Source organism: Agrobacterium burrii (assembly GCF_017313405.1).
Classification (GTDB): Bacteria; Pseudomonadota; Alphaproteobacteria; order Rhizobiales; family Rhizobiaceae; genus Agrobacterium; species Agrobacterium burrii.
Map to the genome: position 1 here is coordinate 66987 of NZ_JAFLNA010000004.1, position 22823 is coordinate 89809.

At 58.9% G+C, this 22823-nt stretch carries 18 protein-coding genes; 9 read left to right on the forward strand and 9 right to left on the reverse strand.

The window, feature by feature from the left end; all coding sequences use genetic code 11:
* Positions 1–21 precede the first annotated feature (21 nt).
* Positions 22–1263 (reverse strand): AGE family epimerase/isomerase, encoded by a 1242-nt coding sequence (locus JZX89_RS09220; RefSeq protein ID WP_207133893.1) that lies wholly within the window; start codon positions 1261–1263, stop codon positions 22–24.
* Between the two features lie 212 nt (positions 1264–1475).
* Here JZX89_RS09220 and metH point away from each other — a divergent pair, with 212 nt between their 5' ends.
* Positions 1476–5249 carry a methionine synthase gene (metH, locus tag JZX89_RS09225; RefSeq protein WP_207133894.1) on the forward strand — a complete coding sequence of 1258 codons (3774 nt, stop codon included), beginning with the start codon at positions 1476–1478 and terminating at the stop codon, positions 5247–5249.
* 70 nt (positions 5250–5319) lie between these two features.
* On the opposite strand, the gene JZX89_RS09230 is transcribed toward metH, so the two are convergent.
* Both JZX89_RS09230 and JZX89_RS09235 read right to left on the reverse strand, forming a co-directional pair.
* Complete coding sequence (locus JZX89_RS09230) at positions 5320–6651, reverse strand: MFS transporter (protein WP_207133895.1); 1332 nt, start codon at positions 6649–6651, stop codon at positions 5320–5322.
* 79 nt (positions 6652–6730) lie between these two features.
* Positions 6731–7507, reverse strand: a complete 777-nt coding sequence (locus JZX89_RS09235; RefSeq protein ID WP_207133896.1) for an AAA family ATPase — start codon at positions 7505–7507, stop codon at positions 6731–6733.
* Positions 7508–7840: 333 nt separating this feature from the next.
* Between JZX89_RS09235 and JZX89_RS09240 the strand changes: the two genes are divergently transcribed.
* On the forward strand, positions 7841–8485 hold the full coding sequence (locus JZX89_RS09240; protein ID WP_207133897.1) for a hypothetical protein: 645 nt from the start codon (positions 7841–7843) through the stop codon (positions 8483–8485).
* Between the two features lie 44 nt (positions 8486–8529).
* Here the strand turns inward: JZX89_RS09240 and JZX89_RS09245 are convergent, their stop codons facing one another.
* The 6 genes from JZX89_RS09245 to JZX89_RS09270 form a co-directional block, all read right to left on the reverse strand.
* On the reverse strand, positions 8530–9573 hold the full coding sequence (locus JZX89_RS09245) for a zinc-dependent alcohol dehydrogenase family protein (protein ID WP_207133898.1): 1044 nt from the start codon (positions 9571–9573) through the stop codon (positions 8530–8532).
* Between the two features lie 141 nt (positions 9574–9714).
* Positions 9715–10773: an ABC transporter ATP-binding protein gene (locus tag JZX89_RS09250; protein ID WP_207133899.1), complete on the reverse strand. Its 1059-nt coding sequence runs from the start codon at positions 10771–10773 to the stop codon at positions 9715–9717.
* Between the two features lie 12 nt (positions 10774–10785).
* Positions 10786–11568, reverse strand: a complete 783-nt coding sequence (locus tag JZX89_RS09255) for an ABC transporter permease (RefSeq protein WP_174373441.1) — start codon at positions 11566–11568, stop codon at positions 10786–10788.
* Positions 11565–12449 carry an ABC transporter permease gene (locus tag JZX89_RS09260; protein WP_149900140.1) on the reverse strand — a complete coding sequence of 295 codons (885 nt, stop codon included), beginning with the start codon at positions 12447–12449 and terminating at the stop codon, positions 11565–11567. Before JZX89_RS09260 ends, JZX89_RS09255 begins: the two co-directional genes overlap by 4 nt.
* A 102-nt stretch (positions 12450–12551) precedes the next feature.
* Positions 12552–13658, reverse strand: a complete 1107-nt coding sequence (locus tag JZX89_RS09265) for an ABC transporter substrate-binding protein (RefSeq protein ID WP_149900141.1) — start codon at positions 13656–13658, stop codon at positions 12552–12554.
* Positions 13659–13946: 288 nt separating this feature from the next.
* Positions 13947–14825, reverse strand: a complete 879-nt coding sequence (locus tag JZX89_RS09270) for a MurR/RpiR family transcriptional regulator (RefSeq protein WP_149900142.1) — start codon at positions 14823–14825, stop codon at positions 13947–13949.
* A 176-nt stretch (positions 14826–15001) separates the two neighbouring features.
* On the opposite strand from JZX89_RS09270, the gene JZX89_RS09275 reads away from it, so the two are divergent.
* The 7 genes from JZX89_RS09275 to JZX89_RS09305 all read left to right on the forward strand — a co-directional run bounded on the left by JZX89_RS09275 (position 15002) and on the right by JZX89_RS09305 (position 22811).
* Complete coding sequence (locus tag JZX89_RS09275) at positions 15002–15775, forward strand: N-formylglutamate amidohydrolase (protein ID WP_207133900.1); 774 nt, start codon at positions 15002–15004, stop codon at positions 15773–15775.
* 215 nt (positions 15776–15990) lie between these two features.
* On the forward strand, positions 15991–17505 hold the full coding sequence (locus JZX89_RS09280; protein WP_153515024.1) for an amino acid permease: 1515 nt from the start codon (positions 15991–15993) through the stop codon (positions 17503–17505).
* Between the two features lie 63 nt (positions 17506–17568).
* A complete protein-coding gene (locus JZX89_RS09285) occupies positions 17569–18936 on the forward strand; it encodes a glutamine synthetase family protein (protein ID WP_207133901.1) in 1368 nt (455 codons plus the stop codon).
* A gap of 18 nt (positions 18937–18954) precedes the next feature.
* Positions 18955–20343 carry an aldehyde dehydrogenase family protein gene (locus JZX89_RS09290; RefSeq protein ID WP_207133902.1) on the forward strand — a complete coding sequence of 463 codons (1389 nt, stop codon included), beginning with the start codon at positions 18955–18957 and terminating at the stop codon, positions 20341–20343.
* On the forward strand, positions 20340–21485 hold the full coding sequence (locus JZX89_RS09295) for an iron-containing alcohol dehydrogenase (protein ID WP_207133903.1): 1146 nt from the start codon (positions 20340–20342) through the stop codon (positions 21483–21485). The genes JZX89_RS09290 and JZX89_RS09295 overlap by 4 nt, the downstream gene beginning before the upstream one ends.
* A 12-nt stretch (positions 21486–21497) precedes the next feature.
* A complete protein-coding gene (locus tag JZX89_RS09300; protein ID WP_369809540.1) occupies positions 21498–21881 on the forward strand; it encodes a hypothetical protein in 384 nt (127 codons plus the stop codon).
* 213 nt (positions 21882–22094) lie between these two features.
* Positions 22095–22811: an AAA family ATPase gene (locus JZX89_RS09305; RefSeq protein ID WP_153515028.1), complete on the forward strand. Its 717-nt coding sequence runs from the start codon at positions 22095–22097 to the stop codon at positions 22809–22811.
* Positions 22812–22823: the final 12 nt, after the last annotated feature.

The window sequence follows — 22823 nt, forward strand, 5'->3', positions numbered from 1 at the left end:
CATCCGCCTATCGCAACACTCTCAATAATCCCCGCCGCTTTCCGCAATCACCTTCGTCAGGCTTCCCATGGCCGGGAAAAGCGGAATGAGGCAGGCCTGTAGCGCGTGGTAGATATCGCCCTTGCCGGGGAACAGCGTATGCGCCGGAACCAGATTATCCGTCAGTTCCTCGTGCCAGCCGCCATTGTCGTGGTCGATGAAGTTGTTGGCGATGGTGCTCCAGATGCGGCGGTAGCTGTCTTCGTAGAAAGGGTCTGCCGGCAGGTTTTCGTTGAGGAAGTGCGCGGCACCCGCCGCCTCGCACATCGGCCACCAGAGTTTGGCTGTCTTGTCCGGATTGTCGTTCCAGTCGAGCGTATAAAAGAAGCCGCCCTTTTCCCGGTCCCAGCCAAGCGCCATGGATTGCACGAACAGCGATTTTGCAGCCACCGGCATCCAGTCGTGGCGGCGTTCGCCCAGCACCCATAATTGCAGGATGAGGCGTGCCCATTCCAGCCAATGGCCGGGGGTGGAGCCGGAGGGGCGGAACATTTCGTTGCCGCGATACGCCTTGTCCAGCGTCCAGTTCTCGTCGAAATGCTCCGGCACGCGGAAATCCAGTTCGCCGGCGCGGCGGCGAATGACGAGGTCGGCGATGCGTTCGGCCTTGTTGAGATAATTGCTGTCGCCTGTCGCCTCATAGGCCGCCATCAGCGCTTCGGTCAGGTGCATGTTGGAATTCTGGCCGCGATAATTATCGATGGGCGACCAGTCGCGGTTGAATTCCTCGGCAATCGCACCGTGTTTTTCTTCCCAGAAGCGGGTTTCCAGCACTTCGGTAATATCGGCCAGCATCCGGTCGGCCAGCGGATGCCCGACGGTCTTGGCGGAAGAGGCGGCCAGAAGCACGAAGGCATGGCCGTAACCCTGCTTGGTGGCGTCCACTGGGCCGGCATCGTTCACCTGCCAGAAATAGCCGCCATGCCCGCTGTCGCGATGTTTGTTCCAGAGATAGGTCATGCCGTGGTCGACGATATCGCCGCAGCCCGGTCGGCCGAGCAGATGGCCGATGGAGAAGCAATGCACCATGCGCGCCGAAGCATGGATGCCGCGCACGGGGTCGTCTTTCTGTAACGGTGCGCCCTTGGGGTCGAGATCGAAAAAGCCGCCGGCGGAATTCACGGCGCGATACTGGAAGAAGTCGAAAAGCCCCTCTGCCTGCTTGACCAGCCACTGGCGGTGCCAGGGCAAAGCGTTCCAGTTTTTGCGATCGTCGTCGGCCATGTCGTTCTCCCATGCGATTTGCTGCTGCGCTTATATCCTTGCCGTATAAACCTGTCATCTGTCGTTCAAATTTCGTAGTCTGCCGCAACAGCGCCAAGCTATGCCTGTCCCTTGAAGATATATGTCTGGCCCTTGAAGATATATTGACATAAACATATCTTTATGTGACTTGACGGCTTGCGTTCTTGCAAATCGAAATGAGGAGTGTGCCCGTGTTTGACAACCTGTTCGGTCCTGAAGGGGCAAAGCGCGACGGCGCGGAAATCTTGCAGGCGCTGCGTGAAGCCGCCAGCGAACGCATCCTCATTCTCGATGGCGCCATGGGTACGCAGATCCAGGGTCTCGGTTTTGACGAAGACCATTTCCGGGGCGAGCGTTTTATCGGCTGCGCCTGTCACCAGCAGGGCAACAACGACCTTCTGATCCTGACCCAGCCGGATGCTATCGAGGAAATCCATTATCGTTACGCCATGGCGGGTGCGGATATTCTCGAAACCAACACGTTTTCGTCGACGCGCATCGCGCAGGCCGATTACGAGATGGAAAATGCGGTCTATGATCTCAACCGTGAGGGCGCAGCGATCGTTCGCCGTGCCGCCGATCGCGCCGAGCGGGAAGATGGTCGCCGTCGTTTCGTCGCCGGAGCCATCGGCCCGACCAACCGCACGGCGTCGATTTCGCCTGACGTCAACAATCCCGGTTACCGCGCCGTCAGCTTCGATGATCTGCGTATTGCCTATGGCGAGCAGATCGACGGCCTGATCGACGGCGGTGCCGACATCATCCTCATCGAGACGATTTTCGATACGCTGAACGCCAAGGCGGCGATCTTCGCCTGCGAGGAGCGTTTCGAGGCCAAGGGCATCCGTCTGCCTGTCATGATCTCGGGCACGATCACCGACCTTTCCGGCCGCACGCTGTCCGGCCAGACGCCTTCGGCGTTCTGGAACTCGGTGCGCCACGCCAACCCTTTCACCATCGGCCTCAATTGCGCGCTGGGTGCGGATGCGATGCGTCCGCATTTGCAGGAATTGTCGGATGTCGCCGATACCTTCGTCTGCGCCTATCCGAACGCCGGTCTGCCGAATGAATTCGGCCAGTACGACGAAACGCCCGAGATGATGGCGCGTCAGGTTGAGGGCTTCGTTCGCGACGGTCTCGTCAACATCGTCGGCGGTTGTTGCGGCTCGACGCCGGAGCATATCCGGGCGATTGCTCAGGCTGTGAAAGGCTACAAGCCGCGCGAAATTCCCGAGCACAAGCCGTTCATGTCGCTGTCGGGCCTCGAGCCTTTCGTGCTGACCAAGGACATTCCCTTCGTTAATGTCGGCGAACGCACCAACGTTACCGGCTCGGCCCGCTTCCGCAAGCTCATCACCGCCGGTGATTATACGGCGGCGCTGGCTGTCGCGCGCGATCAGGTGGAAAACGGCGCGCAGATCATCGACATCAACATGGATGAGGGCCTGATCGACTCCGAAAAGGCGATGGTCGAGTTCCTGAACCTCATCGCCGCCGAACCGGATATCGCCCGCGTGCCTGTCATGATCGACAGTTCGAAGTTCGAGATCATCGAGGCTGGCCTGAAATGCGTTCAGGGAAAATCGATCGTCAATTCCATTTCGCTGAAGGAAGGCGAGGAGAAGTTTCTCCAGCAGGCGCGGCTCGTCCACAATTACGGTGCGGCGGTTGTCGTCATGGCCTTCGACGAGACCGGGCAGGCCGATACCTATCAGCGCAAGATCGAGATTTGCGCGCGTGCCTACAAGCTCTTGACCGAAAAGGCGGGCCTGTCGCCGGAAGACATCATCTTCGATCCGAACGTCTTTGCGGTGGCGACGGGTATCGAGGAGCATAACAACTACGGCGTGGACTTCATCGAGGCCACCAAGACCATTCGCGAGACTATGCCGCTGACGCATATTTCCGGCGGCGTCTCCAACCTGTCCTTCTCCTTCCGCGGCAATGAGCCGGTGCGTGAGGCGATGCATGCCGTGTTCCTCTACCATGCCATTCAGGTCGGCATGGATATGGGCATCGTCAACGCCGGGCAGCTTGCGGTTTACGACAATATCGATGCGGAACTGCGCGAGGCCTGCGAAGACGTGGTGCTGAACCGCCGCGACGATGCGACCGAGCGGCTGCTCGAGGTGGCGGAGCGTTTTCGAGGCACGGGTGAAAAGCAGGCGAAGGTGCAGGATCTTTCCTGGCGCGAGCTTTCCGTCGAAAAGCGGCTGCAACATGCGCTGGTCAACGGCATTACCGAGTTCATCGAGGCCGACACGGAAGAGGCGCGCCAGCAGGCCGCCCGGCCGCTGCATGTCATCGAAGGGCCGCTGATGGCGGGCATGAACGTGGTCGGCGACCTGTTCGGTTCGGGCAAGATGTTCCTGCCGCAGGTGGTGAAATCCGCCCGCGTGATGAAGCAGGCGGTTGCCGTTCTGCTACCTTACATGGAAGAGGAAAAGCGCCTGAATGGCGGCTCCGAGCGCAGTGCCGCCGGCAAGGTGCTGATGGCGACCGTGAAGGGTGACGTGCACGATATCGGCAAGAACATCGTCGGCGTCGTGCTCGCCTGCAACAATTACGAGATCATCGATCTCGGCGTCATGGTGCCGACGACGAAAATCCTTGAAACGGCGATTGCGGAGAAGGTGGATGTGATCGGCCTCTCCGGTCTCATCACGCCGTCGCTGGACGAGATGGTGCATGTGGCGGCTGAAATGGAGCGGCAGGGTTTCGACATTCCGCTCTTGATCGGCGGCGCGACGACCAGCCGCGTGCATACGGCAGTGAAAATCCACCCGCGTTACGAGGCGGGGCAGGCGATCTATGTCACTGATGCCTCGCGCGCCGTGGGTGTCGTCTCAGCACTTCTTTCGGCCGAGCAGAAGCCCGCTTATATTGACGGCATCCGCGCCGAATATCAGAAGGTGGCGGAAGCCCATGCCCGCAATGAGCGCGAAAAGCAGCGCCTGCCGCTTTCCCGTGCCCGTGACAACGCGCACAAGATCGACTGGTCGAGCTACAGCGTCGTCAAACCGCAGTTCTTTGGCACCAGGGTGTTCGAGACCTATGATCTTGAAGAGCTTTCCCGTTACATCGACTGGACGCCGTTCTTCCAGACTTGGGAATTGAAGGGCCGTTTCCCGGCCATTCTCGAAGACGAAAAGCAGGGCGAGGCGGCGCGGCAGCTTTATGCCGATGCGCAGGCGATGCTTGCGAAGATCATCGAGGAGAAGTGGTTCCGACCGCGGGCGGTAATCGGCTTCTGGCCTGCCAATGCGGTGGGCGACGATATCAAGCTGTTCAACGATGAAAGCCGTAACGAAGAGCTGGCGACCTTCTTCACGCTGCGCCAGCAGCTTTCCAAGCGCGATGGACGCCCGAATGTGGCGCTGTCGGATTTCGTCGCGCCTGTCGATAGCGGCGTTGCCGATTATGTCGGTGGATTCGTGGTGACGGCGGGCATCGAGGAAGTGGCGATTGCCGAGCGCTTCGAGCGGGCCAATGACGATTATTCGTCCATCCTCGTCAAGGCGCTGGCCGACCGTTTTGCCGAGGCCTTTGCCGAGCGCATGCATGAGCGGGTGCGCAAGGAATTCTGGGGTTATGCGCCGGATGAGGCTCTTGCCGGTGACGATCTGATCGGCGAGGCCTATGCCGGTATCCGTCCGGCCCCCGGCTATCCGGCGCAGCCTGACCATACCGAAAAGAAGACGCTGTTTGCGCTGCTCGACGCCACCAATGCGGCGGGTGTGGAGCTGACGGAAAGCTACGCCATGTGGCCCGGCTCTTCCGTCTCCGGCCTCTATATCGGCCATCCCGAAAGCTATTATTTCGGTGTCGCCAAGGTGGAGCGCGACCAGGTTGTCGACTATGCGCGCCGCAAGGATATGCCGGTCACAGAGGTGGAGCGCTGGCTCGGGCCGGTGCTCAACTACGTGCCGACAAATGGGGCTGAGGAAATCGACAGCGCGGCGTGAGGTCTCGGCCAGCAATGTAGCAATAAAAAAGCGCGGGTCCTGCCCGCGCTTTTTTGTCTCGTCGTTGAGCTTACGACCTTAGCGCCGCCAGTTCCTCGATGCCGACATGGCTCTCGACCTCGCTGCCGCGCAGATAGAGGTAAAGGCCGATGCAGAAGGCGAGGACAGCGATGAACACCAGATACCAGGCATGCGCCATCGGATTGATGGCAAGTGCCGTGGTCACGCCAATCGGCGTCAGCCCACCGAAGATGGCATAGGAGACGTTATAGGCGAAGGAGAGGCCGGAGAAGCGGACCGATGCCGGGAAGGCGCGGACCATCACATAGGGCACGGCTCCCGCCATGCCGACCGAAAGGCCCATGACACCGTAGAGAATGAACATGGTTTCAAGCGACGCGCCGGCATAGCTGTAGAAGGTGAAGGTGGCGACGCCGAAGAAGATGCTGGCGGCCATGAAGAAAATGCCGGAGCCGACACGGTCGATCAGTGCGCCGGCGATGATGACGCCGAAAATCAGAAACAGCGTGCCGAAGCTGGTGCCGGCCAGCGCCTGCGTCGGGGTGTAGCCATAAAGCTTCTGCAGGAAGGTGGCCGTCATCAGCGTGGTCACCACGATGGCCGCCGACAGCACCCAGGTGAGCAGGGCGGAAATGATGACGCCGCGCATATGGTGCTTCAGCACCAGCCCGAGCGGCAGCTTGTCCGTCAGTGATTTCGATTTCTTCATCTCGTTGAAGATCGGCGTTTCTTCCAGCCACCGGCGCAGATAGACGGCGATCAGGCCGAAAATTCCGCCGAGCAGGAAGGGAATACGCCATGCATAACCGGCAACATCTTCCGGCGAAAAGAGCGAGTTGATGGCAAAGGCAATCAGCGATCCCAGCATGATGCCGAAGGAAAGGCCGGATGTCAGAAAGCCGCAGGCGAGCCCGACGCGGCGGAAAGGGACGTGTTCGGCAACGAAGGTCCAGGCCCCCGGCACTTCACCGCCGATGGCCGCACCCTGCAGCATGCGCAGGATGATGAGGAGGATTGGAGCGGCGACGCCGATGGTGGCATAGGTCGGCATGAGCGCCATGCCGAGGGTGGAGAGCGCCATCAGGAGGATAGAGAAGGCGAAAACCCGCTTGCGGCCATAACGGTCGCCATAATGCGCCAGAATGATGCCGCCGAGCGGTCGCACCAGATAACCGGCGGCAAAGATGCCGAAAGTCTGGATCATCACCAGCCAGTCCGGCATTTCCGGCGGAAAGAACAGGTGGCCGATGACGGTGGCGAAAAACACGAAAATGATGAAATCGTAAAATTCGAGCGCGCCGCCCAGGGCGGAAAGGCCAAGAGTTCTGTAGTCTTGGCTGTTCAGGGGCCGGGCCGCTGCCGGTGTGCTGGTGGGAGACATAAGCCTGCTTCTTTTTCCAATTCACATGTTGCTAATGGGCATGCTGCAAGAGAAGCGGGATTTCAAGCCTTATCGGTCCCTAATCGCTCATGAATTTTGATGGACGATCGAGAAATCGCCTGAGAAATGAGATGTTCTCCAGCTCGTCATAGAGGCGTTCGGTGATACCGTCCTCATCGAAATAATAGATTGTCGCTTCGGGAATAGCCAAAAGCACGGGCGAATGGGTGGCGATGATCAGCTGCCCGCCGCTATCGGCGGCGTGACGGACGATGGCTGCAAGCTCCAGCTGTTTTTGCGGTGAGAGCGGGCTTTCCGGTTCGTCGAGGAAATAGAGGCCCGCGCCATGGACCCGCTGCTGCATGATGTCGAGAAAGCCTTCGCCATGCGACCGCCGGTCGATGGTGTTGTTCCTGACGATCCTGCGAAAGGTCTCCGGGGTTTCTTCCGGAAAATCTTCGCCTTTTTGCAGGGCCTTTTCCCGCTCCCAGCGAAAATCGTCCAGCGTCTCCTCGTTCAACCGGCGTATATAGCCAAGCACATCTTCCGCACGCATGAACATGCGGATCTTCGGATACTTCTTGCGGGCGAAATAGAAGGCTTTCGCCACTGTCTCGGCATGCTGAAGGTACAGATCACCCGAAACCTGGCCATGATTGCCGATGGCGTAGGCCGTCATTCCGGCCGCCAGTCCTTCCAGCAGCGTTGATTTACCCGAACCATTATTGCCGGCAAAAAAAGTGATCGGCCTCTTGAACTCGAGGCGTTCCAGATGGCGCAGCGCCGGAACCGAGAAAGGATATTCATCCCGTCCGTCCGGGGTTTCTTTCATGGTTACGCTATCGAGAAACAGCATGTCACGGTCCTTGCATCTCATCCGTCATGTTCACCGACGTTGTGCTCTGTCGCATCATCGCGGCGCTATGCTCAAAGCAATTGCGTGCGATTGCGGCTTAACGTGGGGCGCTGTTCGCACCAATGGTTTACAGCGTTGGCGGAGATACGTCATGTCGCATCGTTAGAAATTCATTTTATTATAAATTAGTACAGTTCACTCTTAGTAACAAAGCGATAAATATTAGACATATGCAATAAATACCTTAAATTTAAGATGTTATCGTAAGTATAAACTTCAAATTAATTCAGTAATGCCAGTTGTCATCATTCTCGTTGTTATTGGAGAGGGTGAATGAAGCTTATTGCGCTTTTTTCGGTCGCGATTCTATTTTCCGCGATATTCGTGAGCGAAGCTGAGGCGCGGAGGTCTCGGTTTTTTGCCGTCTCCGGATTTGGCGGCGGCGAGACCATCGATCTTGTTTATGATCTGCCGGACAACGGGCCTTTTCTTCGCGACGGGGAAGCATTCGACATTGGTTATCTCAACAGCGGGGATAGGAGCGGTTATGTACTGTATCGTGGCGAGCGGTACAGCAGGCTCAGCGATGCTGACATCGCCAGGCTGAAGGCGACGCTTGGTTTTGATCCGACGACAAAAGATCGCATGGAGCGGGCGGCGAGGGGCAGCGATGCTCCCTGGAACCTCGTGATTATCATAGCGGTCACAATTATTGGTATCTTTGTGCTTGTTCACAAGGGCATGCAGATCGTGCGGTGGATTTCGCGATTGGCGACGACCTCCGCAGTCACGGGAAGTAAGCAGTACCAGGAGGAGGACGCCCCCGACCCGCTGGAAGTCCGCACGAAACAGCTGGTGAACCGTCAATGGAGCGATAGCCAGACGGATCACGCGACGCGTATCCCGGCAGCATCGTCGGTCCATGCGTCTGCCCCGGGAGCCGCTCCTGTCCGGGCGTTCGGGCGCAGGGGTGCCTGAACCGGACGCAATTCGCGAATCTAAGGTGGTTGCGGGTGCCTGCACTATTCGAAACGGTCGATGATGCTGATGCCGCTTTCCCTGAAACTGTCCATGGCGGGCAGGGCCGTGATGGCGTCGGAGAGGGTTATGTGGCGGCCGATCAGTTTTTCCGGTGCAAGTTTGCCGCTTTCGATCATGGCCAGCATGTCTTCGTAACGCCACGCCTGCATGCCGTGGCTGCCATAAATCTCTAGCTCGTGGGCGATGACCCGGGCCATGGGAATAGCGGGCATGGCGTGATCGGCCAACATGAGACCCACCTGCACATGGCGTCCGCGCCGCCGCAGGTTGCTGATGGAATTGCAGCAGGTCTGCGGATGGCCGAGCGCGTCGATTGACACATGCGCGCCGCCGCCCGTTACTTCGCGTACCGCTTCCGAAACATCGGCGACCGAGCGGCTGTTGATGGTGACCGTCGCGCCGAGCTGGCGGGCGAGTTCGAGCTTGTCTTCGGCAATATCGATGGCGACGACCTGCGCGCCGAGGCCAGCGCCGATCATGATGGCGGAGAGACCAACGCCGCCGCAGCCATGCACCGCCAGCCATTCGCCACCCTTCAGACGTCCCTGATCGGTCACGGCGCGGAAGGAGGTGGCGAAACGGCAGCCGAGACCGGCGGCGGTGGCATAGCTCATCGATTCCGGCAGATGCACGAGATTCTGGTCGGCATAATCGATGGCGACATATTCGGCGAAGGAACCCCAATGGGTGAAGCCCGGCTGGAACTGCGTTTCGCAGACCTGCTGATTACCGGAGCGGCACTCATGGCAATGACCGCAGCCGGAAACGAAGGGGACCGTGACACGGTCGCCTGGCCTAAAGCGGGTGACGCTTTTTCCGACCGCGGCGATGACGCCAGCGAATTCGTGGCCGGGAACATGCGGCAGGCGGATATCCGTGTCATGCCCCATCCAGCCGTGCCAGTCGCTGCGGCAGAGGCCTGTCGCTTTCACCTCAATGACCACGCCACCATCGGTTGGTTCCGGATCGGGCAGGGATGCGACGACAGGGGTCTCGCCGAATCGTTCGTAAAAAAGCGCGCGCATCATGGCCTCATATCGCTGGCAGGCAGGTTCGGGTTCAATACCTGCTCTATATCTTTGTTTCTTCGCATTTTCCGGAGGCAAAACCGCTACGCACTTTTACTGGAAATGCTCTATCTTCTCCCACCGATGGAGAAAAGCGGTTTAGTCCTTGATGACCATCAGATCGCCCGCCGCGAATTTGAGCGTTACCTGTTCGCCAAGGGCGGGTGGCGCGGTGCCGGGATCGTTAAACATGTCGAAAGACAGGGTCGAGCCGCCGAGATCAAGACGGGTTCGGATGACCGACCCGAGGAACTGGCTGGAGGTGACGAGGCCGGAAATGGCGACATCACCTTTGGCATCGCTGCCGAGCGCGCCAGCTTCCGGGCGCAATGCGAGGGTGATTTTTTCACCGTTCGCAGTTTCGACCGGTTTGTGCAGTGTCACGTTTTGCTCTCCGACACGAATGGTGTTGGTCGAGGAGTCAATGACGGTCGCATCGATGAGGTTCAGCGTGCCGACGAAGGAGGCGACGAAACGGGTCGCGGGCTTGTTGTAGATGTCGAAGGGCGTGCCGATCTGGTCGGCGCGGCCGGAATTCATCACGACGATACGGTCGGAGATCGACAGGGCTTCTTCCTGATCGTGGGTCACGAAAATGGTGGTGATGCCGAGTTTCTGTTGAATCTGGCGGATTTCCTCGCGCAGCGATACGCGGATCTTGGCATCGAGCGCCGAGAGCGGTTCATCCAGAAGAAGCACTTCCGGTTTTGGCGCCAGAGCGCGGGCAAGCGCCACGCGCTGCTGCTGGCCACCCGACATCTGGTAGGGATAACGGTCGGCCAGATGTTCCAGATGGATAAGCTGGAGCATTTCCTTCACGCGGGCGTCGATCTCGGCTTTCGGCTTGCCGGCGACTTTCAGGCCGAAGGCGACGTTCTCGTAGACATTCATGTTCGGAAACAGCGCATAGGCCTGAAACACCATGCCGATATTGCGCTGGTTGGGCCTGCGTGTCGTCTGGTCCTTGCCGTTGATGACGATCGATCCGCCGGTCGGGATTTCGAAGCCGGCGATCATGCGCAGCACGGTGGTCTTGCCGCAGCCCGACGGTCCCAGAAAGGAGACGAATTCGCCCTTTTCGATGGCCATGTCGAAGTCATGCACGACCTGCACGGAACCGAAGGATTTCTTGATGTTGCTAAGTGTCAAAAAGCTCATGAAAATCTGTCCTCAGGCCTTGGGAGGCGCGCCCTTCTGGTAGCGTGAAACGAGTTGGATCAGACCCAGGCAACCCCAGGTGATGCCGAAGGAAATCACGGCAAGCGCTGCCGGTTCATAGGCGCGGTTGGCGCCGAGCAGCTGCATGTAGGGGCCGAAGGCCGGGCGGTTCAAAAGGGCTGCCATGGTGAATTCACCGATGACGATGGCGAAGGTCAAAAACGCACCTGACAGCACGGCGACCAGAACATTGGGCAGGATGATGCGCGACAGGATGGTCGTCCAGCCGGCCCCAAGGCTTTGCGCTGCTTCCGTCAACGTCGAGACATCGATGGTTCTGAGACCGGTATCGACGGCACGGTACATATAGGGCAACGCGAGCGTGGCATAGCCGAACATCAAAAGCAGGTTGGTGCCGAAGGTCGTGCCGGTCAGCGGCAGCCAGCTGGAGGTGTTGTAAAGCCGGATGTAACCAAAGACGATGACGATGGCCGGGATGACCAGCGGCAAAAGCGTGATGAATTCGATATAGGGCCGCAGGCCGGGCAGTTTCAGCCGCACCCAATAGGCGGTGGGCACGACAAGCAGGACACCGAAGACGATGGTGAACAGCGCCATCACCACCGAATAGCTGAAGGTTTCCTGAAAACGCGGATCGCTGAGAACCTTGCCATAGGCGTCGAAGGAATATTCGCCGCGCCGCATTTTCAGCGAAAAGTTAGTCATGCCGATCAGCGGCAGGGCGAAATAGAGCAGGCCGAAGACCAGCGCGCCCCAGGCGAAGAACTTCTTCATTTCAGCCACCTTTCGCTGCGGGCGCGCAGCCAGATGTAAAGCGCATTGGCAATGCCTGTCACGACGATCATGCCGAAGGCGAGCGCGTAACCAAGGTGCGGATTGCCGAGAACGTCGCCGCGGATCTGCGCGAAGAGCAGGATCGGCACGATGTTGAGCGAAGAGCCAGTGAGCGCGATTGCGGTGGCCACCGCGCCGAAGGCATTGGCGAACAGCAGCGACATGGTGCCGAGCAGCGACGGCAGCAGGATGGGGAATGCCACCATGCGCCAATATTGAAAGCCGGTTGCGCCGAGAATTTCCGCCGCTTCGCGCCATTCGCGCTTCAGGCCGTCCAGCGCCGGCGTGATGATGAGGATCATCAGCGGTATCTGGAAGAACAGATAGGTGACCGTCAGGCCCCAGAAGGACAGGATGTTGAAGCCGAGCAGCCGAAGATCGATGCCTATCTGCGTCTTCAGGAAGACGGTAAGCAGGCCAACCGGGCCGAGCGTGGCGATGAAGGCGAAGGCGAGTGGCACGCCCGCAAATTGCGAGGCGACGCCGGAAAAGGTCAGAAGCGGCCCACGAATGCGCTGCGGCAGGCCACCGAGCACGACGGCGGCGGCGACGCCAAAGCCGATCAGGCAGCCGAGGGCCGCCGAAGCGAGGCTGATCTTGATCGAAATCCAGTAGGCCGAGAGGATGGACGGGGTGAAAAGCCCGGCAATGTTTTCCAATGTCAGGCTGCCATCGGCATCCTGAAACGCGCCGATGACGATCTTCATCGTCGGCATGATCAGAAACAGCATGACAAAAACGGCAAAAGGTAAGACGCCTATCCAGTGCAACGGCAACTTTCTGCCCGCGTCGGATGGTCCGCCGGTGTTGGTTGATGGCATGCGTTGTCCCCAAACGCCGTTTTCGAACGGTCTGTCTATTAAGGTATCTATTATAAGAGAAACACCCCGGCCTTTGATCAGCCGGGGTGCGTTTTCAACAATTTACTTCACATTCGCGCCGACGACGCTATCCCAGCCGGCCGTAACCGCGGCCTTGTTGGCATCAACTTCCTCGAGCGTCGGGAAGATCGCCTTTTCATAGGCTGCTGCCGGCGGCAGGCTGTCGATCAGCTCCTGCGGAACCTTGCCAGCCTTGACCATGGCGTTGAAGCGGATCGGGTGGCAATAACCCTTCAGCCAGCCGAGCTGACCGTCGTCGGAGTAGAGGTGTTCCATCCAGAGCTTGGCGGCGTTCGGATGCGGGGCGTAAGCGGAGATGCCCTGCACGTAGACGCCAGCCAGAACGCCCTTCTCAGGAACGACGACTTCCGTCGGCGGGTTGTCGTTCAGCGTCTTCTTCCAGGACAGCGCGTTGTAGTCCCAGGCGACGATGATCGGGGTTGCGCCCTGCGCCAGCGTGCCGGCCTTGCCGATAACAGGCAGGAAGTTACCGGCCTTGTTGAGGTCGGCGAAGTACTTCAGGCCAGCTTCACCGGCTTCCTTGCCGGATTTCGCACCGGTGGAAAGACCAGCGGCGAGAACGCCGAGGATGGCCTGGTTGGAGGCGCGCGGATCGCCGGCAAGAGCGACCTGACCGGAATATTCCGGCTTCAGCAGGTCGGCCCAGTCCTTCGGCGTGTTCTTGACGAGGTCCTTGTTCACGAACATCGACATGACGCCGTAATAGTCGCCGTACCAGTAACCGTCGGCATCCTTGACGTTATCAGGGATTTCGCTCCAGGTGGAGACTTTGTAAGGCTGCAGCAGGCCTTCGGCCTTCATCTGCGGGCCGAAAGCGAGACCGACGTCGACGACGTCAGGAGCCTGCGGGCCTTTGTTGTCCTTGTTCGCCTTGACTGCTTCCACTTCGTCGGCGGAGCCGGCGTCGGGGTTCAGTTCGTTGACGGTGATTTCCGGGTACTTCGCCTTGAAGGCGGCGATGACGTCGCCGTAACCACACCAGTCGTGCGGCAGCGCGACGGTGGTCAGCATGCCTTCCTTCTTGGCGGCAGCGATCAGTTCGGCGCTCGGTTCAGCGGCAGCAATGGCGGTGGAGGCGATGACCAGTGCGGTGGTCGTAGCGAGCAGTCGGCGGCAGTGAGAGATCACTTTTTTCTCCTCTTCGTGTTCTCATATTGCGGACGCTGATACGGATTCTAGATGAAGCTAATGTGACGGCCGGATTGCAATTTATTTATCCGGATTCCGTCACTTTACGCCCGTTTTCCGCCATTATCAGGCTTTTTGCCTGCAATTGCGGGAGTTGTCCGTTGTCGTCCGTTTGGCAGGATACGTTCCCCAGCTTGGTGTTTTCCCCTGTTTTATCGTGCTGGTGGCGATCACAGGTATCCAATCAGCGAGCGGCATCCGCGTCAAGTCGTATGCCGGCTACGCAACTCAAGTCCGATCTGGTCGGCGGAACAGACGTGTCTGCTCGAACAGGCCCTCCAGCGCGTTCATGCGCTGTTTCGTTTCATCCCAAGTGCCGCTCTGCACCGCTTCGATCAGCGCTTCGACCACAAACAGCGTGACGACCGAGGAATCCCACGCCGAGGGCGCCTCGATCCTGACGCGGAAAATGTGCAGCGCGTGGCGCGCCACAGGTGATGTCCATTGGTCGGTGAAGAGAATGATCTGCACGCCGTTTGCTTTCGCGACCTCGGCGAGCGTCGTCATATCGTGTTCGTAACGGCGGATATCGAAGATTACCAGCACGTCGCCGGCGCTCATATTCAGCATATATTGCGGCCAGGCGCTGGAGTTCGACGACATCAGCGTCGTTTTCGGCCGGATCACCTGCATATGGGTGAAGAAATATTCGGCAATGGCACCGGTGATACGGCCACCGACGAAATAGATGCTGCGTTTGCGGTCGGAAAGCAGTGCCGCGGCATTGTCGAAGACGGCGGTGTCGAGGTCGCTCAGCGTATCGCGCAGATTGCCGGTGATGGCATCGGCGAAGCGGTTGAGAATATGCAGGCCTGGCGCATTGGTGGCCCAGCGGTCATGTTTGGCGACCGGGCCGGAGATCGTCGCTTCCAGTTCCTGATGGATATGCGCCTGAAATTCCGGGTAGCCTTTATAGCCGAGCTTCTGCACCATGCGCGCCACGGTCGGCGTCGAGACGCCGGCATTTTCGGCAATCGTCGTGATGCTGCCCAGACCGGAGACGGGGTAGTTGCCAAGCAGGCTCTCCGCCAGCCGTTTTTCCGAACGGGTCAGCGCATCGTAGTGGCCATGAATGACATCCGACACGGTTGCGGTCGAGCTGCGCAAATTTTTCCCCTTCCGGTCTTTTTGCCGGTGTGCTGGCTCAAATAAACATCTCAGTCAGCTATCGAGTCAATGGAAAAAATGAAGAGAAAATTTCAAAATTCCATTTGACACTGGCATTAATGTGAAGAATTCTTTTCGGCATTGGCGGGATAGCGGGTTTCGGAGCGGATGCTTGCATGACGGTGCGTTCACGGTTTTTCACGGAAGCAGAGGGGCAGGCTGTCGGTGTCGAGAACGCCGGGGCCAGTGGTGACGTCCTGCTTGTCTGCGAACACGCCTCCGCCACCATTCCGCGAAAACTGGGGACGCTCGGTCTTTCGCCGGAGGTGCTGGCAAGCCATGCGGCCTGGGACCCCGGTGCGCTCGCCGTTGCCCGGTTGCTGTCGCAAACCATGGATGCCACGCTCGTTTACCAGCGATTCTCGCGGCTCGTCTATGATTGCAACCGCCCGCCCGAATCACCTTCCGCCATGCCGGTGAAGAGCGAGATTTACGATATTCCCGGTAATTTCGAGCTTGGCGAGGCGGAACGTTATGCCCGCACGTCGGCGCTCTACGTGCCATTTCATGACCGGGTGAGCCAGATTATCGCCGAGCGGCAGGCCGCCGGGCGCAAGGTGGTGGTGGTGACGGTTCACAGTTTTACGCCTGTCTATCACGGAAAATTCCGCCCGGTGCAGATCGGCATTCTGCACGACACCGACAGTCGATTGGCCGACGCGATGCTGACGGGTGCGCAAGGGTCGGTGCTGACGATCAACCGCAACGATCCTTACGGCCCGGAAGACGGCGTAACGCATACGCTAAGGCTACATGCGCTGCCGGACGGGCTTTTGAACGTCATGATCGAGATCCGCAACGATCTTGTCACCAATGAAGGGGAGCAGGCGGCCATTGCCGGTTTCCTCCACGAGGTTATGGGGAAGGCGCTCTCATCAATCGATGAGTGAGGGAGCAAAGGGCTGGCCGATGGTGAAAACACCGGGGCCGGCCGTCAAAACGAGACTGCCGACATTCAAGGAAAGCCGGAAAGGCATGAAGCGGCAAGGGAACAGCAAGTGCGTGCGGCACAGCGCGGAAACATTCCGCAAGTGCTGAAAACTGGGGCACAATCGGCCAATAATGGCTGACTGGCTTGTTTTTTTCTTATTCAGGAGAGAAGGGCATGGACAGTTCATCATCAGGCGTCAGCTATAAGAAGGCTGATGCATCCTATTTCGAAAAACGCGGACTATCCCGTTATGCGGGCGTGTGGTCGCTCTGGGCGCTCGGCGTCGGTGCGGTTATCTCAGGGCATTTTTCCGGATGGAATTTCGGTTTCTCCACCGGCGGCTGGGGCGGCATGCTGGTGGCGGGCATCATCATCGCCATCATGTATCTCGGGCTGACATTTTCGATCGCGGAAATGAGCCCGGCCTTGCCGCATACGGGTGCGGCCTATTCCTTCGCCCGCACGGCGATGGGTCCCTGGGGTGGCTTTGTCACCGGGCTTTGTGAGAATGTCGAATATGTACTGACGCCGGCGGTCATCGTGACCTTCATCACGGCCTATATGAATTCCATTCTAGGGCTCGATCCGGCCTATTCACCCTTTGTGTGGATAGGTTTCTATGTGATTTTCCTTGCTCTCAACGTTTTCGGGCTGGAGCTTTCCTTCAAGGTGACGCTGGTCATCACGCTGATTTCGCTCGGCGTTCTGGTGTTCTTCTGGATCAGCGCCATTCCGAACATGGATTTCTCACGTTATGCGCTGAATATCGGCGTCGGTCCTGACGGCAAGGCGGTGGAGTTGCCGGAGGGCGGCGGTTCGTTCTTCCCCTTCGGTTTTTCGGGCGTTCTCGCCACGCTGCCTTTCGCGGTCTGGCTGTTCCTCGCCATCGAACAGTTGCCGCTGGCGGCGGAAGAATCGGTCGATCCGAAACGCGACATGCCGAAGGGCATCATTCTCGGCGTCATCACGCTGATGGTTTCGGCCTTCATGATCGTGTTGCTCAACCCGTCGCTGCCGGGCGTTGGCGCCTTCCATCTCAGCTCGTCGCTTGAACCGCTGCTGGATGGCTTCAAGGCGATCTATGGCGATGGCGGTGTGGTGCTGCTCGGTCTCGTGGCGCTGACGGGTCTGATCGCCAGCTTCCATACGATCCTCTATGCGCAGGGCCGGCAGATCTATTCGCTGTCGCGTGCGGGCTATTTCCCGACCGTGCTGTCGATTACCCATCGGAAATACCGCACACCGTTCGTCGCCAACATTGCCGGCGCGCTTGTCGGTCTTGCGGTCATGCTGGTCATCTGGTTCTCGCTGGGTGCGGAAGAGGGCGGCAGCATCATCGGCAGCGTGCTTTTGAACATGGCCGTATTTGGTGCGATGTTCTCCTATATCCTGCAGGCGATTTCCTTCATCCTGCTTCGGAAAAACCTGCCGCATATCGAGCGGCCTTTCCGCTCGCCCTTCGGCATTCCGGGCGCGGTGCTGACCATCATCATCGCCATCGTCACGCTGCTTTATCAGATCCAGGATCCGAACTTCAGCAAGGGCGTGCTTTGGGTAGCGGTGTGGTTTGCCGTGGCGATCGCCTATTTCGCCTTTATCGGGCGCCATCGCCTCATCCTGTCGCCGGAAGAGGAATTCGCACTGGAGCACAAGCAGGCTGCCATGGCAGCGGCGGCTGCAAAGGCCTGATACTCAAACAAACGGGCGGCCGCATCCGGCCGCCCGGCCAGGACAATAGAGGGAACGGACAAAATGACGAGCTATACATTCGACGCGCTTAAGATGGATGTCGCCGAGGGGCGCATCGACACGGTTCTGGCCTGCCTTGTCGACATGCAGGGGCGTCTGATGGGCAAGCGATTCCAGGCGGAGTTCTTCGTCGAAAGCGCCTATGAGGAAACCCATAGCTGTAACTACGTGCTTGCCACCGACATGGAGATGGAAACCGTTCCCGGCTACAAATCCTCCAGTTGGGAAAAGGGTTATGGCGACTATGTACTGAAACCCGACCTTTCGACGCTGCGGCGCGTGCCGTGGCTGGAAGGCACGGCGCTGGTGCTGTGTGATGTGCTTGACCATCACACCCATGAAGAAGTGCCACATTCGCCGCGCGCGCTTCTGAAAAAGCAGGTGGCGCGGCTGGAGGCCATGGGATTGAAAGCCTTTATGGCGACCGAACTGGAGTTTTTCCTGTTCGACCAGACTTTCGATGCAGCGCGCGTCAGCGGCTACAAGGACCTCAACCTCGCCAGCGGCTATAACGAGGACTACCACATCTTCCAGACGACCAAGGAAGAGGACGTCATGCGGGCGCTGCGCAAGGGCCTGCAGGGTGCGGGCATTCCGGTGGAGAATTCCAAGGGCGAGGCGTCGCCCGGCCAGGCGGAAATCAACGTGCGTTACGCCGAGGCGCTGACCATGGCCGACCGGCACGCCATCATCAAGAACGCCACCAAGGAGATTGCCTGGTCAAAGGGCAAGGCGGTGACTTTCCTTGCCAAGTGGAATTACAATGCCGCCGGCAGTTCCTCGCATATTCACCAGTCGCTGTGGAGCCTCGACGGCAAGACCCCGGCGTTTCTGGACAAGGATGCCGAGCATGGCATGTCGCAGCTGATGCGGCATTATGTGGCCGGTCTTTTGACCCATGCCAGCGACGTCACCTATTTTCTGGCGCCCTACATCAATTCCTACAAGCGGTTCATGGCCGGCACGTTTGCGCCGACCAAGGCGATCTGGAGCCTCGATAACCGCACGGCGGGATATCGCCTTTGTGGTGCCGACACCAAAGGCATCCGCATCGAATGCCGCGTTGGCGGGTCGGATCTCAATCCCTATCTTGCAATGGCAGCTCTTCTCGCAGCAGGCATAGACGGCATCGAAAATAAACTCGAACTTGAGCCCGCTTTTGTCGGCGACGCCTATGGCGGCAATGGCGTGCGCGAGATACCCAAGACCTTGCGCGACGCGACTGCTTTCCTCGACGGATCGAAAATGCTGCGTGCGGCCTTTGGCGACGATGTGATCGATCACTACGTGCATGCCGGACGGTGGGAACAGGAAGAATACGACCGCCGCGTGACCGACTGGGAAGTGGCGCGCGGTTTCGAACGAGCCTAATCATTACGGGAAAACATCATGACCATGATCCAGAATATCTCGCCCATCGACGGCTCGGTTTATGCCGAGCGCGAGGCGATGCCACTGGAGGCGGCGCGGGCCGCCGTTTCGAAATCGCGCAAGGCGCAGAAGGACTGGGCGCGGCGTCCGCTGGAGGACCGCGTTCAACTGGTTCTGAAGGGTGTGGCGCGCCTCAACGAAATGGTGGCGGACGTCGTGCCGGAACTGGCGCATATGATGGGCCGTCCGGTGCGTTACGGCGGCGAGTTCAAGGGCTTTAACGAGCGCTCCAATTATGTCGCCTCGATTGCCGCCGATGCGCTCGCCCCGCTCGTCATCGAGGAAAGCGGCAATTTCGAACGCCGTATCGAGCGTGAGGCGCATGGCGTGGTCTTCGTCATCGCGCCGTGGAATTATCCCTACATGACGGCGATCAACACGGTGGCTCCCGCTTTGATGGCCGGCAATACCGTTGTCATCAAGCACGCGGCGCAGACGCTGCTGGTCGGCGAGCGCATGGTGCGGGCCTTTGTTGAGGCCGGTGTGCCGGAAGATGTTTTCATCAACGTCTTCCTCGACCACGCTACGACCTCGGCGCTGATTGGCGATGGCCTGTTCAACTTCGTCAATTTCACCGGTTCGGTGGAAGGCGGTCGCGCCATCGAGCGGGCCGCTGCCGGCACCTTCACCGGCCTCGGGCTTGAGCTTGGCGGCAAGGACCCCGGTTACGTGATGGAGGATGCCGATCTCGACGCCGCCGTCGATACGCTGATGGACGGCGGCACCTATAATTCCGGGCAATGCTGCTGCGGTATCGAGCGCATCTACGTCACTGAAAACCTCTATGATGAGTTCGTGGAGAAGTCGGTGGCCTGGGTTTCCAACTACAAGCTCGGCAATCCCCTGGAGCAGGAAACGACGCTGGGGCCGATGGCCAACAGGCGTTTCGCCAAGGTGGTGCGGGCACAGATCGCCGATGCCGTTGCCAAGGGTGCTAAAGCGCTGGTCGATCCCAAGCTGTTCCCCGCCGATGACGGTGAGAGCGCTTATGTCGCCCCGCAAATTCTCGTCAATGTCGATCATTCCATGGAATTCATGACCGAAGAAACCTTCGGCCCTGCCATCGGCATCATGAAGGTCAAGAATGACGACGAAGCCATCGCCCTGATGAATGACAGCAAATATGGTCTCACCGCCTCGCTGTGGACACAGGATGCGGCCCGGGCCGCAAGGATCGGCCGTGAGATCGAGACCGGCACCGTGTTCATGAACCGCGCCGATTATCTCGATCCGGCCCTTTGCTGGACCGGCGTCAAGGAAACCGGCCGTGGCGGTTCGCTCTCCGTCCTCGGTTTCCAGAACCTGACCCGTCCGAAATCCTACCATCTGAAGAAAGTCACGAAATGAATATCGTCGCGAACTGGAGCTATCCCACCGCCGTCAAGCTTGGCCGTGGCCGGATCAAGGAGCTGGCAGAAGCCTGCAAGACGCTCGGCATCAAGAAGCCGTTGCTCGTCACGGATCGTGGCCTTGCCAATATGGCGATCACCGCGCACGCGCTCGACGTGCTGGAGGAGGCGGGGCTTGGCCGGGCGATTTTCGCCGATGTCGATCCGAACCCCAACGAGATCAACATGGAGGCGGGCGTCAAAGCCTATCGCGATGGCGGCCATGATGGCGTCGTCGCTTTTGGCGGCGGCTCGGGTCTCGATCTGGGCAAAATGATCGCTTTCATGGCGGGGCAGACACGTCCTGTGTGGGATTTCGAGGATATTGGCGACTGGTGGACGCGTGCTGATGCTTCGAAGATCGCGCCGATCGTCGCTGTTCCGACGACGGCCGGCACCGGCTCGGAAGTTGGCCGCGCCAGCGTCATCACCAATTCGCAGACTCATGTGAAGAAGATCATCTTCCACCCGAAGCTCTTGCCCGGCGTCGTCATCTGCGATCCGGAACTGACGGTCGGCATGCCGAAGGTCATCACGGCCGGCACGGGCATGGATGCCTTTGCCCATTGCCTCGAAGCCTATTCGTCGCCGTTCTTCCATCCGATGAGCGCCGGTGTAGCGCTGGAGGGCCTGCGTCTCGTCAAGGAATTCCTGCCGCGCGCCTATAAGGACGGCACGGATATTGAAGCGCGCACCAATATGATGGCAGCGGCAGCGATGGGGGCGGTGGCTTTCCAGAAGGGTCTCGGGGCCATTCACTCGCTCTCGCATCCGATCGGCGCGGTCTACAACACCCATCACGGCATGACCAATGCCGTCGTCATGCCGGCGGTGCTGCGTTTCAACCGTCCGGCCATTGAAGACAAGATTGCCCGCGCAGCCGCCTATCTCGGCATCTCCGGTGGTTTCGACGGCTTCTATGACTACGTGCTGGAACTTCGCAAGGAGCTCAACGTGCCTGAAAATCTCACCGCCATGGGCATCAAGCCGGATCGTATCGATGAACTGGCGGCGGAAGCGATCAAGGATCCTAGCTGCGGCGGCAATCCGGTGCCGATGACGCTGGAAAATACCAAGGCGCTTTTTGAGGCTTGCTTTTAAGGGATATCGGCGGTGAAGAAGAACGCGTCAGTATCTGCGCTATTGCTTGCAATGGTGCTTCTCGGCTTGCCTGCTACGGCGCATGCCGCGTCCTTTCACGAACTTTCTGGCCAAGGTTACAAAGCTTCGACGCTCGCGAGCAACAAGGCAGGCGTTTTGGGTTGGACGTTGTCGAAAGGGAATAGCCGTTATTTTTGCCGCGGCCGGCTGGGTGTGGCCTATTCCGGTAAAAATGGAATGGTTAGCTTCAGCAGCAGCGGGCGTATAATAACGCTCGATCGGAAAGCATTTGAAAAATACATGGGTGGTCGCGATGCGAATGTACCGCGATACGAAGATCTGAAGGCGGGGCGTCCCCGTCCGGATGATGTCGGACCCTGCCAGAAACTGTTGTGAAAAAGTGGCGATATGAGTCCCTTTGCCCACTCACTGAGAGTTCTCTTTTAAAAACTGAGAAAGCCCGCGCCGTTTTTTTGTTGCGGGCTTTTTGTTGCGGTCCAAAACGATCTTAGCTTTTTCTTAACCATGTTCGTTAAGGTTATGGAAAGCACCATGAATTGCTTCGGTGCGTGAATGAGCATGAAACGGCTCTGACCAACAGGGGGTATCATGTCAGTCATCACTTTCGCCAATACCAAGGGCGGTGCCGGAAAAACCACGGCCGTGCTGCTTCTGGCAACCGAACTGGCCCGCAGCGGCCACCGCGTGACGGTTCTGGATGCCGATCCGCAATTGTGGATTTCCCGCTGGCACGAATTATCAGGCGAGATCGAAAATCTTTCGGTGATTTCGCATGTGACCATGGCGTCGCTCGAGGGCCATATCCGCGAGAATAAAAGCAGCACCGACTGTTTCATCATCGATCTGCCGGGGGCGAAAAATCCGCTTCTGACCATGGCGCTCGGTATTTCCGACCATGTACTGATCCCGGTTCAGGGCTGCGCCATGGATGCGCGCGGCGCTGCCGAAGTCCTTGATCACATCGAATTCCTGAACCGCAAGATGGGCAAGGAGATTGCCCATTCCATCGTGCTGACGCGGGTGAACGCCATGGTGGCGACGCGTTCGCTACTGCTCGTCAAAATGCTGCTGGCCGAGAAAAATGTCTCGGTTCTCAGCACGCCGATTGTCGAGAGAGCGGCCTATCGCGATATTTTCGATCTAGGCGGCACACTTCTCTGTCTCGATAAGAACAAGGTGAGCAACATCGACAAGGCGGTGGAGAATGCCAAGGCATTCGCGGGTGAAGTGCTCGGCCTGCTGCCGAAACGCCTGTCGCGGCTCGGCACACCACCCGCGCGCCTTTTCACCCGCAAGGCTGCCTGAAACACTGCTTTC